The 16099-nt window shown below is 66.7% G+C and carries 14 protein-coding genes; 1 reads left to right on the top strand and 13 read right to left on the bottom strand.

Features of this window, described 5'->3' with window-relative positions; all coding sequences use genetic code 11:
* Positions 1-166: 166 nt before the first annotated feature.
* The 4 genes from TX76_RS04940 to TX76_RS04925 are packed head-to-tail and all read right to left on the bottom strand — an operon-like array spanning position 167 to position 2874.
* Positions 167-1045 carry an energy-coupling factor ABC transporter ATP-binding protein gene (locus TX76_RS04940; protein ID WP_049899773.1) on the bottom strand — a complete coding sequence of 293 codons (879 nt, stop codon included), beginning with the start codon at positions 1043-1045 and terminating at the stop codon, positions 167-169.
* Positions 1042-1857: a cobalt ECF transporter T component CbiQ gene (gene cbiQ, locus TX76_RS04935; RefSeq protein WP_049899770.1), complete on the bottom strand. Its 816-nt coding sequence runs from the start codon at positions 1855-1857 to the stop codon at positions 1042-1044. The genes TX76_RS04940 and cbiQ overlap by 4 nt, the downstream gene beginning before the upstream one ends.
* A 7-nt stretch (positions 1858-1864) precedes the next feature.
* Entirely contained in the window at positions 1865-2194 is a 330-nt protein-coding gene (locus tag TX76_RS04930) for a hypothetical protein (protein WP_049899768.1), read from the bottom strand.
* Positions 2194-2874, bottom strand: coding sequence for an energy-coupling factor ABC transporter permease (locus TX76_RS04925; RefSeq protein WP_049899767.1), 681 nt, complete (start codon positions 2872-2874; stop codon positions 2194-2196). The genes TX76_RS04930 and TX76_RS04925 overlap by 1 nt, the downstream gene beginning before the upstream one ends.
* A gap of 215 nt (positions 2875-3089) precedes the next feature.
* Here TX76_RS04925 and TX76_RS04920 point away from each other — a divergent pair, with 215 nt between their 5' ends.
* Positions 3090-3923 (top strand): class I SAM-dependent methyltransferase, encoded by an 834-nt coding sequence (locus TX76_RS04920; protein ID WP_049899763.1) that lies wholly within the window; start codon positions 3090-3092, stop codon positions 3921-3923.
* A gap of 77 nt (positions 3924-4000) precedes the next feature.
* Here the strand turns inward: TX76_RS04920 and TX76_RS04915 are convergent, their stop codons facing one another.
* The 9 genes from TX76_RS04915 to TX76_RS04880 form a co-directional block, all read right to left on the bottom strand.
* Complete coding sequence (locus TX76_RS04915) at positions 4001-4981, bottom strand: endo-1,4-beta-xylanase (protein WP_049899760.1); 981 nt, start codon at positions 4979-4981, stop codon at positions 4001-4003.
* A gap of 128 nt (positions 4982-5109) precedes the next feature.
* Positions 5110-7050 (bottom strand): S9 family peptidase, encoded by a 1941-nt coding sequence (locus tag TX76_RS04910; RefSeq protein ID WP_049899757.1) that lies wholly within the window; start codon positions 7048-7050, stop codon positions 5110-5112.
* 591 nt (positions 7051-7641) lie between these two features.
* Positions 7642-8712: a methionine synthase gene (locus TX76_RS04905; protein WP_049899753.1), complete on the bottom strand. Its 1071-nt coding sequence runs from the start codon at positions 8710-8712 to the stop codon at positions 7642-7644.
* Positions 8709-9731: a 5-methyltetrahydropteroyltriglutamate--homocysteine methyltransferase gene (locus tag TX76_RS04900; RefSeq protein ID WP_049899750.1), complete on the bottom strand. Its 1023-nt coding sequence runs from the start codon at positions 9729-9731 to the stop codon at positions 8709-8711. The genes TX76_RS04905 and TX76_RS04900 overlap by 4 nt, the downstream gene beginning before the upstream one ends.
* Before the next feature lie 274 nt (positions 9732-10005).
* Positions 10006-12633 (bottom strand): heavy metal translocating P-type ATPase, encoded by a 2628-nt coding sequence (locus TX76_RS04895; protein ID WP_049899747.1) that lies wholly within the window; start codon positions 12631-12633, stop codon positions 10006-10008.
* Between the two features lie 147 nt (positions 12634-12780).
* Positions 12781-13350, bottom strand: a complete 570-nt coding sequence (locus TX76_RS04890) for a HemK2/MTQ2 family protein methyltransferase (RefSeq protein ID WP_049899744.1) — start codon at positions 13348-13350, stop codon at positions 12781-12783.
* The gene (locus TX76_RS04885; protein ID WP_049899902.1) at positions 13350-14516 is read right to left on the bottom strand and encodes a mechanosensitive ion channel family protein; all 1167 of its coding nucleotides are present in this window, start codon (positions 14514-14516) and stop codon (positions 13350-13352) included. Before TX76_RS04885 ends, TX76_RS04890 begins: the two co-directional genes overlap by 1 nt.
* A gap of 127 nt (positions 14517-14643) precedes the next feature.
* The gene (locus TX76_RS17985) at positions 14644-14793 is read right to left on the bottom strand and encodes a hypothetical protein (protein ID WP_195155998.1); all 150 of its coding nucleotides are present in this window, start codon (positions 14791-14793) and stop codon (positions 14644-14646) included.
* Positions 14794-14907: 114 nt separating this feature from the next.
* Positions 14908-15795 (bottom strand): 16S ribosomal RNA methyltransferase A, encoded by an 888-nt coding sequence (locus TX76_RS04880; RefSeq protein ID WP_049899741.1) that lies wholly within the window; start codon positions 15793-15795, stop codon positions 14908-14910.
* Positions 15796-16099: the final 304 nt, after the last annotated feature.

Raw genomic sequence — 16099 nt, 5'->3', positions numbered from 1 at the left:
ACCCGCCCGAAACCAGCAACATACTCCTATTGTTGTGGGCGACGGTCGGATGGTATCGAAAGGAGTGCCCACGAAAGTTGTCGGTTGCCCTCGGACATCAGTGACGACACGTTCGCTGGTGCAGGTAGATCATTACACGCTGACCGTCTTCCCACTGGGCCACATCTCATCCGGACGAGCGCGGCGTATCGGCCGCGCGGGCGTCGATGAGATGGGCGAGTTCGTTTCTGGTCACTGGGTGTGAACCGGTGGGAAGGTGCGTCTCCCGAGCGACGCGGACGGCCGTCGGCGGGTGCAGGTTCGAGCGTGCGAGGAGCTCGTCGTCGTAGAACACCTCGCGCGGCGGCCCGCGTCCGACGACGTTTCCCTCACACATCACGCAGATCCGGTCGGCGATCTCCGCCGCGAAGTCGAGATCGTGCGTCGAGAGCACGACGCTGATCCCCGCCTCGTGGATGCGCTCGATCCGGTCGGCGACCAGGCGGGATCGCTGGGGATCGAGCCCGGCCAGCGGCTCGTCGAGCACGATCACACTCGGTTCGAGCACCAGCACGCCTGCGAGGCCGACGAGGCGCTTTTCTCCCCCGCTCAGATAGTGCGGAATCCGATCCCGCAAGTGGAGCGCGTCGACGGTTTCGAGCGCGGCTTCGGCGCGTTCGCGGGCCTCCTCGGCCGGCACACCGTCGTTCCGGAGCCCGAACATCACGTCGTCCACGACCGTGGGCGCGACCAGTTGCGTGTCGGCGTCCTGGAAGACGAACCCGACCTCCCGGCGAGCGTGAGCCCTGTTCTCGTCGGTGACGCGCCGGCCGGTCACATGGAGTTCGCCCTCGTCGGGGGTGAGCGTCGCATTGAGGTGTTCGAGCAGCGTGGACTTTCCCGCACCGTTCCCGCCGATCAACGCGACGACCTCGTCGGCGTGAACGCTGAACGCGACGTCGTGCATCCCGACAGTGCCGTCGGGATAGGTATGTGAGTCACAACGGAGGGAGACGAGTGGCTCGGTCGCGCCGTCGCTCCCTCCAGGGCCATCCCCGTCGATCATATCGGCGTCACCCCGTAGGCGATCACGAGCGCGTACGCGACGACGACAGCGAGCATGACGACGACCGCCGCCGTCTCGTGTGCTGGCGGCCGGTGGACATCGCCGTAGACGGTGATGTCGCCGTCGTACCCGCGCGCCTCCATCGATGTGACGAGTCGCTCGGACCGCTCGATCGCGGTCAGCATCGTCATACCGAGGATCCGTGCGTACAGTCGCCTGTTGGCCCAGAACTCGTTCAGGTTCGCTCCGCGTGCGAGCGAGCTCTTCACGAGGTCTTCGAGGGTTTCGAGCATGACGAACGTGAACCGGTAGGTCAACAGCGCGACCTGATCGATCGGCGCTGGGAAGACTCGCCCGAGCAGGTACGCGATGTCGTTGTACTTCGTGGTCATCGAGGCCGTGAGCGCGAACGTGACGACCGTGAGCGACCGGCAGGCCAGCTCGGCGAACACCGCCGCACCCTGCCACGTGATCGACACCTCTCCAACCGGCGTTGCGAGCGCGCCGAGGATCGGCGTCCCTGGTTCGAGGAAGGCGAGCGGCCCGGCGACCGAGACGAGGAACAGCATCGGCAGCGAGTACCAGGAGATCAGTCGACGATACGGAAGTCCGGCGATGCCGTAGACGGCGAGTGTCGCGGCGTACAGTCCCGCGAGAACCGCGAGCGCGTCGACGACGGTAACCGCGAGGACGAGGGTGCCGACGACGCCGAGCTTCGTCCAGGGGTTCACGCGGTGGAGCGGCCCGTCGCGGTGCTCGGCGTAGGCGGTGATGAGCCGCGGGTCCGGAACGTGGTTCGAGAGCGTCGTCATTCCGGGATCAGAGGATATCCCGATCGGTGTCCTGATCGTTTTCGTCGGTGCGGCGTGTGGCGTAGACGTACAAACCGATCCCGACACCGGCGAACAACATCACGAGCGCGGCATACTCCATGACGAGCCCACCCTTGCGAATGGGGCCGGCGATAACGATGCCCCGTCCGAGGTCGACGAGCGGACCGCTGCCCTCGCGTGCGCCCTGCTGGAGTGCGGTCGCGAACCGCTTGGCGTAGGGGAGCGCGCCGCCGGTGGCGGTGAACCCGTAGAGACCCGCGGCCAGGCAGACCGCGAGCAGTCCCGCGAGCCCGCCGTACTGCTTCCAGCGCTGCATCAGGCACCCACCCTCGCGGGGGTTTCGCGCCCGTCGCGGGTCGCGCCCGGAACGAGATCGGGGCGAACCGACGCGAGGAACTGGACGATGAACCCCGTCAGGAGACCTTCGACGACGGCGACGCCGAGGTTGATCCCGACCATGCCGGCGACGGCGATGGTGAGATCGGAGCGGGGCAGTGCGCTGCCGTTGACGCCGCTGATCACGATGATCGCACCCATGAGGATCGCGCCCGTCGAAAGTCCGATGGTAGCTGCGCTCGCGCTCGCGGGGAAGACGTCCCAGTCCATGCGCAGCAGGGTTCGGAAGGCGTAGTAGGCGACGATGGCTTCGCTGGCGTTGACGAGAACGTTCGCGCCGAGCAAACCGACTGCGCCGTGGCCGAGCGCCGCCGAGAAGATGTTGACCACGAGCGCGATGAGTGTGCCCAGCAGTGGCCCGGCAAGGATGCCGACGAGGCCGGTGAGGTTCATGTGGACGCCGCCCCACACCGGGATGTTGAGCTGGAAGACCGCGAAACTCGCCGCCGCACCGATGCCGGCGAGCGCGATCTGGTTGGTCTTGATGCCGCCCTTGCGGACGCGGTACGTGACGGTCCCCAGCAACGCGATTCCGAGGACGGTCCAGAGGACGAGCGCCCACAGGGGGAACGAGCCTTCGCCGAGATGGATGTGTGCCATACAGGATGTTAATCTGGAATGCTAGGATAATAACTTTGCGCATAATCGCTGGTCGAGTTAGTAACTCCGGCCAGGTGATCGTCGATCGGACGAACGACTGCAGAACCCGTTGTGGCGTACCGAAGCAGTCTCGAGGCTTACTCTCCACGCCGAATCTGGCCATCTCTGTTGTAGCGGGCCGTAACCGATTTTGAACGGACAAACAATGACACCATATGGACGAGTACGTCGCGACGAATCGTCGGAACTGGGACGAGCGCGCGGCCCGCCACCCCGACACCGATTTCTACGACGTCGAGGGGTTTCTGGCCGGGGAATCGAGTCTCTACCCCCTCGAACGCGAGGAGTTCGCCCCGTTCGTGGAGCGCGAATCTCCAACGATCCTCCACCTCCAGTGTCACTTCGGGCTGGATACGCTCTCGCTCGCCCGTGCGGGTGCGAACGAGGTGGTCGGCGTCGATTTCTCGTCGGTGGCGATCGAGCAGGCCCGCGATCTCGCGGCGGAGGCGGGGCTCGGCGACACGGCGGCGTTCGTCGAAGCGGACGTGCTCGATCTGGACCTCGACCGCTCGTTCGACGTCGTCTACACCTCCTACGGCGTGCTCGCCTGGCTCTCGGATCCCGACGCGTGGGCGGCCACCGTGGCTCGCCATCTCCGTGAGGGCGGGACGTTCTACATCGTCGAGAACCACCCCGTCGCCGGTGTCTTCGAGAACGTCGGCGACGATACCGCCGAGCTCGCCCATCCGTACTTCGCCGACGAACCGATGATGTTCGACGCTCAGGGAAGCTACGCCGACCTCGATGCCGAGTTCGAGCACACCGAACAGTACGAGTTCGCCCACTCGCTTGGCGAGATCGTGACTGCACTCGCGGAGCGTGGCCTCCGGATCGAGTCCCTCCACGAGTTCCCGTGGGCGACGTGGCGGATGTACGAGGGGATGAGCGAGGACGACGAGGGGCGGTGGTGGCTCCCCGACGACGTATCCGTGGAGCTACCGCTGACGTTCTCGCTGCAGGCGACGAAGCGGACGACCGGTCGGGGGTAGCGGTCAGTCCCCCACGCTCGCGAGCGAGGCTCCCGATTCCACGAGAGAGTCGAGCGTTCGGCAGTCGCCGTCACCGATCAGTCGTCGATGGAGAGTGCTTCGTGGACCGCGTGGTAGGCCGGTTTGGGCTGATACCAGTCGTCGAACAGCAACGGATCGCCGGTGAACCGCTCGGGGAAGTCCTCGAAAAAGCGGAGCCACGAGCTGTCGTCGTGGACGCCACACGTGAGGAGCGCGTCGACGCCGGTCGCCAGGCAGACCTCGACCACGTCGCGGTAGTACTCGGCCTGGACCGCGAGGGGGTCGTCCGGCACCGCGTCGCGGGGGAAGGCGACGTCCATCTCGGTGATCTGGACCGCGAGCCCGAGATCGTGGAACCGCTCGATCGTGGTCGCCACGTCGTCGGGATCGGGCCAGGCGTCGAGCGCGTGGAGCTGGAGTCCCACGCCGTCGATCGGCACGCCCCGGTCGACGAGCCCCGCGACGAGGTCGTAGACGCCGTCGGCCTTCGCGCCGGGCGCTTCGGCCCCGTAGTCGTTGTAGTAGAGCGCGGCGTCGGGGTCGGCCTCGTGCGCCCACTCGAACGCCCGGTCGACGTACGCCTCGCCGAGCGCGTCGTACCACGCCGTCCGGCGGAGTGACCCGTCGTCGGCGACCGCTTCGTTCACCACGTCCCACGTGTCGATGCGACCGCGGTAGCGGCTCACCACGGTCCTGACGTGATCACGGAGCAGGTTTCGCACTTGCTCGTCGTCGTACTCCCACGGCTGGAACCACTCGGGAACCGCCTCGTGCCACGCCAGCGTGTGGCCGCGAACCCGCATGTCGTGTTCGCGGCCGAACGAGACGATGGCGTCGGCGTCCGCGAAGTCGAACGCGTGCGGTGACGGGCGGAGCGGGCCCATCTTCAGCGCGTTCCCCGGGGTGATGGTCCTGAACTCGCGGCGCAGCGTCTCGCGGTACTGGTAGTCCGTCCGGAGGTCGTGGGCGTCGACGCCGAACGCACCGAGGGCGAGGCCACGGCGCGCGGCGGCGTCCCCGATCGGTTCGTCGCTCATGGGATCGACTCGGCCGGCAGCCGATTGAACGTACCGCTCCCGCGCACGACACACCACCGCGAAACATCGTCCCGAGCGTCGACCGCCCGGCTCGCGGTCCGACTGACTCGCTCCGAAATCGACGGGCGTCAGTCGGCCGTTCCCTCGTCGCCCCCACCGAGCCGTCGATCGAGGAAGTCGTCGAGCACGTGGAAGAAGCGGATCTTCTGGTCGATGTCCGAGGAAGCGTGGCCCTCCTCGCCGAGCTCGACGTACTCGTAGTCGCCGTCCTCGCCCTCGGCGTAGCCGTGGTCGTCGAGTGCGTCGCGGAAGATGCGGGCCTGGGAGACCGGCACACGACGGTCGTTGACGCCGTGGACCATGAGGAGCGGGGCCGAGACCTCGTCGACGTAGTTGACGGGGCTGCGCTCGTCGTAGAGATCGGGACTCTCTTCGGGCGTGCCGAGGTTCTTCTCCATCAGCTCGGTCCGGAAGTGCGGCATCGTGTTCTCGTACATGTCCGCCAGATCGGTGAGTCCGATCCACGCGATGCCCGCGTCGTAGAGGTCGGCGTACAGCGTCATCTGGCAGTACGCGCTGTAGCCGCCGTAGGAGCCACCGAAGACCCCGATTCGGTCGTCGTCGATCCAGTCGTACTCGGAGACCAGGCGTACCGCTTTCGCGATGTCGGCCTGTTCGCCACCGCCCCAGTCGTCGTAGAGCTCGCGGACGAACGCGCGGCCGTGGCCGGTCGACCCGCGATAGTTGACCTTCAACACGCTGTAACCCCGCCGGACGAGGAACTGGGTGTAGAGATCGAACAACCGGTAATCCGCCGCGCGCGGCCCGCCGTGGGGGTTGACGATCAGTGGTGAGCCGTGCGAAGCACTGCGATCCTCGTCGGACCTGTGGTCCGACGGTGGTGACGGACGTTCGCCCGAGTCGTACAGCAGCGCGCCGATCTCCAGGGTTTCGTTGTCGTCGGTCCACGCCGTCGCGGGGCCGCTCTCGGCCGCACCGTCGCTCTCGAACGTGAAGTACTCGGCGTCGGCGAAGCTCCCGGGATCGAACCCACCGTACTCCGCGTCGAGGAGCGTCTCGTGCTCGTCGGTCGCGAGGTCGTACGCGAGCAGCTCGGGCCGCCGGTCGGGTGTGGTGTGGCTCACGAGCACCCGATCGTCGTCGAGCACCGCCTCGCCGGGGAACGTCGCGACGCCCTCGGGGAGATCGAGTTCGCGCGCCTCGCCGGTCTCGCAGTCGTACACGAGGGGCATGATCGCCGCTTCGTGCGTTCGGAGCGCGAGGAAACGCTCGCCGTCGGGCAGGAAGCCGACCGGCGACTCCTCCGCGTCGAGATCGCCGTACCAGGTCACGTTGTCGTTCGCAACGTGGTACACGCCACACCGACCCACGTCCTCGGTGTTGTCGGAGACGAGCAGACGTTCGCCGTCGGGGCCCCAGTCGGCGGGGGCGGACTCCGCGCCCGTCTCGCCGATTTCCAGATTTCGGGGGTTCGACCCGTCGGCCTCGGCGACGTAGGCGTCCATGTTGTCGAAGTCGTCGGATTCGTTGGTCGCGTAGGCGATCCGCTCGCAGTCGGGCGAGAGCACGCCGCCGACGGCCGCGCGCTCGTAGTCGGTGATCTTCTCGGTTTCGTCGGTCGCGAGATCGTGACGATAGAGATTCATCTGGCCGTCACGGGTCGACCCCAAGAGGAGCGTGTCGCCGTCGTCGCCGACATCGGCGAGGGATACTTGACCATTCATCTCGACGACGGGTTCGGTTTCGCCCGCGGTGGGTCCATCCACGCCGATGGCGTGAACGTCGTTTTGCTCGTTGCCGTCCTCGTCTACGTGGAAGAACACCCGGTCGCCGTCGGCGCTCCACTCGACGCCCCACCGGGCGTTTCGGGGGACTTCGCCGTGGCTGACTTGGCGGTGTTCGCCGGACTCGACGTCGAGCACGTGGAGCTCGTTGCGGCCCGATTCGTCGTAGTAGAACGCGACCCGATCGCCGTCCTCGGTGGCGGTCGGGTGGTGGAAGCTCGGGAGGCTGGCGAGGGCTTCGAGCACGTCGTCGGGATCGGACATCAGCCATTCGTGGGTCTACGCCGTGGTAAAACCTTCCCGAACATTGGTTCAGTAACAACCCTGCCATTTTCGCTCGGTGTTTGGGAGGCGGCGATACATCACGACTGACCGGGGAAACCACGTCGGGTGGGACTGAAAGGGGCGACTGGTTCAGGGAACCCGGACGAAGTAAGCACCGCAGCCGAGCGAACGAAGTGAGCGAGGCGAGGCGCACAGCGAGTCCCGGGACCTGAGCCAGTCGGGGCTTTCGAGACGGTTGCGGTCGCCGTTGCGGTTGTTTCGGTAGTTGTCGCTGTCGTCGTGACCGCTGCGATGCCGACACCAATGGGGAAACAGCACAGCACCGCAACCGTCCACACGCCTCCCCAGCCGATTCGCTCGTTCACTTCCCTCACTCGCTCATCCCTCGCACGCCGATCCGCGCTCGGTGTTCGCTATCGCTCACACACGAGCGCGAGCGCGCGCCAATCACAGGGCGAGGAGTCTACCGTGGGCAGGACTGGCGAGGAGTCTACCGTGGGCAGGACTGGCGAGGAGTCTACCGTGGGCAGGACTGGCGAGGAGTCTACCGTGGGCAGGACTCGTCGATCGTCAGTCGTCGGCGCTCACGGCCGCCCCCTCGCGGAGCGCCCGCGCGTCGATCTCGCCGGTGTCGAGTTTGCGCTCGACGTTCCGGGTGGCCTCGACCATGTTCGCCATCTTGCCGTAGGCGACTTCGCGTGGGAGGAGCTTCACGCCGCAGTCGGGGCTCACGGTCAGGCGCTCCGGCGGGACGATCTCCAGACCCTTCTCGATGTTCGCCTCGATCGCCTCGACGGATTCGACCTCGGCGACGTGGACGTCGGTCACGCCGAGCGCGAGATCGAGGTCGAATTCGGGCTGCTTGAACACGTCGAGCTGTTCGTAGTCGCCGTTCGCGAGTTCGACGTCGAACTCGTCGATCGGGAACTCGAGGATCTCGGGGTAGATCCGGGAGTAGTCCCCGTAGCAGACGTGCAGCCCGATCCGGACGTCCTCGGGCAGGCCGGCGACGATCCGATCGAGGCAGTCGCCGACGATCGCGTGGTCGTCGGGCGTGGTGGCGAGTGCTGGCTCGTCGATCTGGATGTAGCGTGCGCCGGCCTCGACCAGCTTGCCGATCTCCTCGTTCACGAGGTCAGCGAGATCGAGCGCGAGCGCGCGATCGTCGTCGTAGCTCTCGTTGAAGCTCCAGCTCGCGAGCGTGTACGGTCCGGTGATCGGGACCTTCACGGGCCGGGCGGCCACGTCGTCGGTGAACGCGAACTCGTCGACCAGCCACGAGTCGTCGTACACGACGTCCTCGACGACCGACGGTTTGTCGAAGTAGTTGTGGCCCCAGACCTTGACCGGGCCATTGAACTCGTAGCCATCGATCCGCTCGGCGAAGTACTCGACCATCTCGTTTCGGCGCATCTCGCCGTCGACCACCACGTCGAGGCCGGCGCGCTCGTGCTCGTGGGTGATGAGTCGCGAAGCGTCGTCGGTCGCCTCCGCCCAGTTCGCGTCGTCGAAGTCGTCTGCCTCCTCGTAGCGCTCGCGAACGCGGTCGAGCCACTTCGGCTTGGGATAGCTGCCGACCACGGTCGAGAGGATGAACTGCTCGTTCGGGTGATCGTCCGGCCGGAACTGCTCGCGAGTCATGCGTTCACCTCCTCGCCTGCATCCACGTCAGCAAGCTTGACTCCCTCGGCGAGCGATCCGAGTTTCTCCTTCGTCCTGTTCACCGGCAGGTAGAACAGCTCGGTGTTCGTGGTGGCGTAGATCGTCTCGAACTCCGCCGCAGGAACGCTCTCGGTGACCCACTCGATCCGCTCGGCGATCGTCTCGCCGTCCTCGACTTTGGTGTTCTGGCCGTCGGCGAGGCCGAGCGCGATCGACTCCTTCGTGCCGTACTCGTTGATGTTGTAGAGGTTCTCCTCGTGGTTGGTCACGAAGTCGTAGCCCACGGCGTCGACGTCGGCGTCGAGCAGGTGGGCGTGGACCTTCTCCTCCAGCGCGCCCCAGTAGGTGTGCACCACCACGTCGGCGTCGGTCGCGTCCGCCACCCGATCGATCGCGTCGCTCGCACGCTCGTCGAACCCATCTTCGGGCGGGTTCGTGACGAGCGACGGTTCGAGCACAAAGACGGTTTCACAGTCGGGGAACGCTCGGATCTCGCCCGTGAGGAACTCAGCGATCGCATCGAGGAATTCCACCCGGTCGCCGTAGAACTCGTCGGTCGCGAGGTCCGCGAGGGTGTACGGTCCCGGAACGACCGCCTGGCGCGACTCGGTCACGCCGTCGAGCGCCGCGAGGTGGTCGAGGTCGTCCGCGAGGTCGCCGTCGAACGTCAGTTCTCCTGTGACCGCCGGCTCGCGATAGAAGTTGTTGTTGTCGTAGTACCGGACGATCCCGCGGGTCTCGACGGCATCGTGGACACAGAGCGGGTGCGCGAGCATGTCGTCCCACCGGAGCTGGCCCTCCACCACGCGATCGAGGCCGGCGGTCGCCTGCCAGTCGGCGACCTCCGCGCGCGCCTCGTCGTAGGCGTCGGCGATCTCGCCGGTCTCCCCGCCGTCGATCAGGTCCTCCTTCTGGTGGCCCTTCAGGCTTCCCAGCCGATCCTTCGCCCAGTCGGGCAGCGGAAAGACGCCTGGCGTCGTCGCCACGAGTTCGGTCATACCCGCCCAACGGAATGACGCGGCTTAATATTTACTACTCCGTTTGATGCTCAGCGGTAATCGTACAGCGAGACCAGCTGGCCAGGCGACTTGCAGTGTCCCCCTCGTGGACGGCTGGACGGCGCAGCCCCCTCGAACACGAGGCAGCGAAGCGGAGGAAGAGGGCCGTGCTGAACGGAGTTACCGATAGAGCCCGAACAGTTCGTCGTCGTGATCCGGCGTGTACCGGAGCCTGCCTCGCTCGGTTCGCCAGGCAGAACCCACGCCCCACGGCCTATCGCCAGTCGTACAGCGGGCGGTAGTCCTCGTCGGGCGTGTACCGCCGGAACAGCAGGCTGTTCGACAGCACCGATACCGACGAGAACGCCATCGCCGCCGCGGCGAGCACGGGCTGGAGCAGGCCAAGCGAGGCGAGCGGGATCATCGCGGTGTTGTACCCGAGCGCCCAGAAGAGGTTCTGCTTGATCTTCCGAAGCGTCCCATCGGAGATCCGAATGGCCTTCACCACGTCGAGCGGATCGTCGCGCATCAGCGTGACGTCCGCGGCCTCGATCGCGACGTCGGTGCCCGAGCCGATCGCCGTTCCCACGTAGGCGGTTGCGAGCGCGGGCGCGTCGTTCACGCCGTCACCGACCATCATCGCCTTCGTACCGTCGGCCTGGATCTCGTCGACCGCGTCGGCCTTGTCCTCCGGCAGGACCTCGGCGCGAACGTTCGCCGGATCGATGCCGACGTCCTCGGCGACTGCTCTGGCTGTACGCTCGTTGTCGCCGGTGATCATGTGAACCGTGAGGCCGCGTTCGTGGAGCGCCGAAACGGCCTCCTTCGCGCTCTCTTTCACCGTGTCGGCGTCGGCGACGAGGCCGAGGAGGCTCCCGCCGCGCGCGACGAGCATCGCGGTCTTGCCCTCGTTTTCGAGGCGTTCGAGTTCGTCCTCGGCGGGCGATGGGTCGATGTCGTTATCGCGCATGAGCTTGCGGTTCCCGACGAGCACCTCGTCGTCCTCCACTACTGTGCGGACGCCGTGACCAGGCACGTTCTCGAACCCGGTGGACTCGGCGAGGTCGATCCCTCGCTCTTCGGCACCCGTGACGATCGCTCGTGCGAGCGGGTGTTCGCTGCCGGATTCGGCGCTCGCCGCCGCTCGGAGGACGGTCCCCTCGTCGACTGCTGCCTCGCTCCCGGCCTTGGACTGTCCGTCGAGCGCCTGCGCGCCCCCGTCGGCCGCCGTCTCGGGGTCGTCGCCGCCGGTAGCGGTGCGAGCATTGAAGACAACGACGTCGGTGAGTTCCATCGCACCCTCGGTCAGCGTCCCGGTTTTGTCGAACACCACCGTATCGACGTCCTTCGCACGTTCGAGGACGTCGCCACCCTTGAACAGGACGCCGTTTTTCGCGCCGATGGAGGTGCCGACCATCGTCGCCGCCGGGGTTGCGAGCCCGAGCGCGCACGGACACGCGATCAAGACCGAGGAGGCGAACACGACCACCGCGAACTCGAACACCGAAACCGTGCCACCCGCGACTGCCGGCCCGCCAGCGACGAGCCCCCACGCCGGCAGCACGCCGACGAACCCGGCGAGCGCTGCCGGGAACAGATACCAGACGATCCCCCAGAGCAGGGCGTTCGCGATCACGATCGGCACGAAGTACGACGAGATCCGATCCGCGAGGTTCTGGATCTCGGGCTGGCGCGACTGCGCTTCCTTCACAGTTTGGACGATCTGCTGGAGCGCGGTGTCGGCACCGACCTTGGTGGCTTCCACGACCAGCACACCGTTCTCGTTGATGGTCGAGCCGACGACCTCGTCACCCTCCTCCTTTTCGACGGGGACCGATTCGCCGGTGACCATCGACTCGTCGACCGCACTCTGCCCGTCGACCACGGTGCCGTCGGTCGGGATCTGTTCGCCTGGCCGGACCTTCATTCGGTCGCCGATGTCGACCTCTTCGAGGGGAACCTCCTCCTCGTTTCCTCCGTCGTTGATGACGGTCGCGGTGTCGGCCTCCATTTCGAGGAGCTGCTGGAGCGCCTCGCCCGCCTGGCCCTTCGAGCGCGCTTCGAGGTAGTTCCCGAGCGTGATGAACACGAGGATCAACGCGGCGGTGTCGAAGTACAGCCCACCCGCGAGCAGCCCCAGGAGCACGACAACCGAGTAGACGTAGGCTGTCGAGGAGCCGAGCGCGATCAGCACGTCCATGTTGGCCGTCCGGTTCTTCACCAGCGCGTTGTACGAGTTCCTGTAGAACGGCCGCCCGAGCACGAGTTGGACCGGGGTCGCGAGCAGGAACTCGACCCAGCCGAACTCCACACCGAGGATCGTCTCGGGGAGCGCCCCGCCACCGAGCACGAGCTTCTCGATCATGAAGGCGATCAGCGGGAGCGAGAGCGCCGCGCCGAACAGCGTGAGCCGGAGCTGGCGGCGGATCTCGTCGTCACGGGCGGCGTCGCGGCGTTCGGCTTCCGACTCACCGTCGTCGTCCTCGCGCACGGGCGAGTAGCCGGCGCTCTCGACCGCGGCGTAGAGTCGTTCTCGATCGGTCTCGGCGGGATTGTACTTGACGCTGGCCTCGTCGGTGGCGTAGTTGACGTCCGCCGAGATAACCCCCGGAACGGCTTCGAGTGCCGTCTCGTTGGTCTCCGCGCAGTTCGAACACGTCATATCGGTGATGGCGATCGACATCGACGTGCTCGCCACGCTGTATCCGGCGTCGTCGATCGTAGCGTAGATCGCCGCGAGCGTCGTCTCGTCCGGGTCGTACTCGACGCTTCCCTCGTCGGTGGCGTAGTTGACGTCCGCCGTCCGCACTCCGTCGAGGCCCTGAAGCGCCTCGGTTATCGTTTGCGAACAGTTCGCACAGCTCATCCCCCGGATGTCGAGCTGTGTCTTCCGGTGGCTCATTGTGTACCGATACGGGCTCCCCGTTCAATGCGGTTGCTCTTGTGATCCCTTAGTCCTGACCCCATCCCAGCCTGTGATTCGAAAGTCAGGTCGGCGATTTCGACGCCTTTCGTTTCGTTCGTCGATCCATCGCTGCCGTCGACGGCGTCACTCCTTCGATAGCCGGAGCACCGACAGCGTCTCGAACGGGAACGACTCCTCGGAGACGGTCTCGCTCGCGAACCCCGCGTCGGCGGCGCGCTCGACGACCGCCTCGACCCCGGAGAGGGTGCTCACGAGCAGGAGAACCCGTCCTTCGGGTGCGAGCACGCGGCCGACGTCGGCGATGAACGGCTCGATGACCGCCCGGCCGGTCTCACCGCCCGACAGCGCCATCCCCATCCAGTCGTCGACCGCCTCGTCGGGCTCGGTCGGGAGATAGGGTGGGTTGAACGTCACGAGATCGAACGCGTCGGCGGCAAAGGCAGTCGTGAGGTCCGTTCTGACGGTCTCGATACCCGCGTCGCGGGCCTGGCGACAGGCGTGGGGGTTCCGATCAGTTCCCACCACTCGCGCGCCGGTCTCGTTCACTCGCGCCGCGACGTAGCCCGATCCGGTGCCGACGTCGAGCACGCGGTCGGTGGGCTCGGCCGCCGCAACCGCCGCGGTCGCGAGGAGGGCCGAATCCTCGGCGGCCTGGTACACGTCGTCGCGCTCGCGGCGGTCGTCGAGTCCCATCAGTCCTCGCCGCCGTCGGCTGCCGTGGTCGACCCCCGTGCCCGCTCGCCCGAGCCGCCGCGTTCCGTCGCGCCGCGGCCGGCGACGCCGAACCCGGATTCGTCCCTCGCGTTGAGCGTGCGCTGGGGGAACGGAATGACGATCCCTTCGCGGTCGAACGTCTCCTTCACCGTCCGGATCACGACGGTCTTCGCCTCCCAGACCCGTCTCGCGCTCGGATCGTCGACCCAGAACCGGAGTTCGAGCACGATCCCCGAGTCCGCAAAGCGTTTCAGCACTGCCCGTGGCGAGGGGATTTCACGGACGCGGTCGTCACACTCGTCCATCGCGTTCGCGGCCACCGCCATCGCCCGGTCGAGGTCGGTGTCGTAGTCCACGCTCACCTCGATGTCGATCCGGAGCCGGTCGTTCCGCGACCGGTTGACCAGGGGGTTGCTGGTGATCTCGTCGTTCGGGATCAGCACGTGTTCGTCGTCGAACGACCTGATCTTGGTGTTGACGATGGTCACGTCGCGGACCACGCCCTCGTACTCCTCGACCTCGATCCAATCACCGACGCGAAACGGCCGCGAGAACAGCAGCACGAACCCCGACGTGATCGCACCGAGGGTGTCCCGCGCCGCGAAACCGAGCACCGCACCGAGCACGCCCGCACCCACGAACAGCCGCCCCGGATCGATACCCCAGGTGACGAGAACGCCCAGGAACGCGAACACGAACACCCCGACGTCGGCGACGTGGTACGCGACCTCGCTCTGGTGGTCGGTGATCGCGTCGTGTTCCTCGGAGAGCCGGTCGATCGATCGGTTCAGCAGTCGGATGAGGAGGTAGGCGACCACGACGAGCGCGACCGAAACCAGCCCCCGGACGATGATCCAGGGTTTGACGGACAACAGGGGATAGACGAGCGTTCCGAGACGGCCCGTTACTTCCCAGATGACGGCGAGCGCGAGGACGACACCCACGGTGAGCACCGCCACCGCGCCGGCCTGGGTCGCCTCGGTCAGTCGCGTGCTGTAGCGCCGCTTGAGCGGCCGGCCCGCGCGTCTGATGGCTTCGCCGATCGCCGCCAGCAGCACGAACAGCACGACGGTCCCGAGCAGTTTCTCCCCGAGCGTGTCGAAGTACGCCCGCTGTAGCTGCCAGGCGTACCGGAAGATGTTCATCGGCGTTTTCCCTTCTCGCGGACCGTGATGGCCGACCATCCTCCCGCCGACTCCAGTGGTCGGTCGGTCGGCCGATGACTCGAAGTGATGTTACTTCGGAACTCCTCGGGAGGCTCGTGTCCCCGATTCAGACTGTCTCGAATCGCTCGCCGCCACACTTCGGACAGAGCTGTCGGCGCTCGTCGAACTCCGCGAGACAGTCGATACAGCGATACGCCGTCGTTTCGCCGTCGCCGCCGGGAACGATCGAGTCCCGGACTTCCTCTACGACGCCCATATCGGGTCGTGTGTTTCCGCTCACTTTCCGCCGTTGCATGAAATCGCCGGGACCGTGCGAGCACGGTGGTCGCACCACACGGATCGCCGATCATCGCCCGCCGACGCTCGCGATTCATCCGGCCTCCTCTCCCGACGTGGCTCCCTCGCTCGACACACCACCGACCTCGCACCCGAGCCGTGCCAGCTCGGCGAACTCCGCCGGGGCGAGGTCGCCCGCCCGCTGGCTCAGCAGCGCCTCGTCGGCGGCCTCGACCACCGCCCCGGGCCGCTCGATCCCCGAGATGTGGGTCGTGTTCCGGATCGCGTTGCGGACGGTCTTGCGTCGCTGGGTGAACACCCCCCTGACGAACGCGAGAAACGCCGTTTCGTCGACTGCGTAGTTCGGTTCGCGCGGCGCGGTGCGCACAACGGCGCTCTCGACGGCCGGTGGCGGCGAGAACGCCTCCGGCGGGACGGTCTCCACGATCTCGCATTCGGCGTAGTGGCCCGCAGTCACCGACAGCCGGCCGTACTCCGCCGTACCCGGATCGGCGACCATCCGCTCGGCGAACTCCGTTTGTACTGTGACCACGAGCGGTCGCTTCGCGGGCAGCAGTCGAAACAGCACCTCGCTCGACACCCCATACGGAAGGTTCGACACCGACGCGGTGAACTCGGGAAGCTCGACCGAGAGCGCGTCGCCCTCGGCGATTTCGAGCCGCCCCTCCCCGCGGGCGTCGGCGAACTCCTCGCGGAGGAACTCGGCCAGACGCGCGTCGCGCTCGACCGCCGTGACGCGATCGGCGACGTTGAGCAGGCGGTCGGTCAGCGCGCCCGTCCCGGCCCCGATTTCGAGGACGTGATTGGTGTCGACCCCCTCGACATACGTCGGCAGGCGATCGAGCACGCGGTCGTCGACGAGGAAGTGCTGGTCCTGATCGCGGTCGGGCTGGATCCCTGCGCGGGCCAGCAGCGCGTCGGGATCGCGGCTCGCCGTCGACGAACGGTTCCGACCGGTCATGACTCGGTGTATCCGTTCGTCGCATGTTAAACGCCGTGTTTGCTCTCTCCCAGGATCCGTAGCGCTGGTAACGGACGGTACGGAACGAAAAGCCCCTCGCTGTCTTGAAAGCGTTCGGTGTCGGCGTACTGACAACGACCGGTTGATGAAAACATCGCGTTTCTGCTCATCCCGCTTGCGCAGGGCAGAACGCAAAGGGGCGTGAGTAGCGAGCGCCGTAGCCGATGCTCGCGCACGATGGATCAGGTCGGGGAACCCACTCTACCGAGAGGCGGCCAGTTGTCTTCGCCAACGGCCGTCGCCG

Source organism: Halococcus agarilyticus, assembly GCF_000334895.1.
Classification (GTDB): Archaea; Halobacteriota; Halobacteria; order Halobacteriales; family Halococcaceae; genus Halococcus; species Halococcus agarilyticus.
This window is presented reverse-complemented; position numbering and strand designations above follow the sequence as displayed.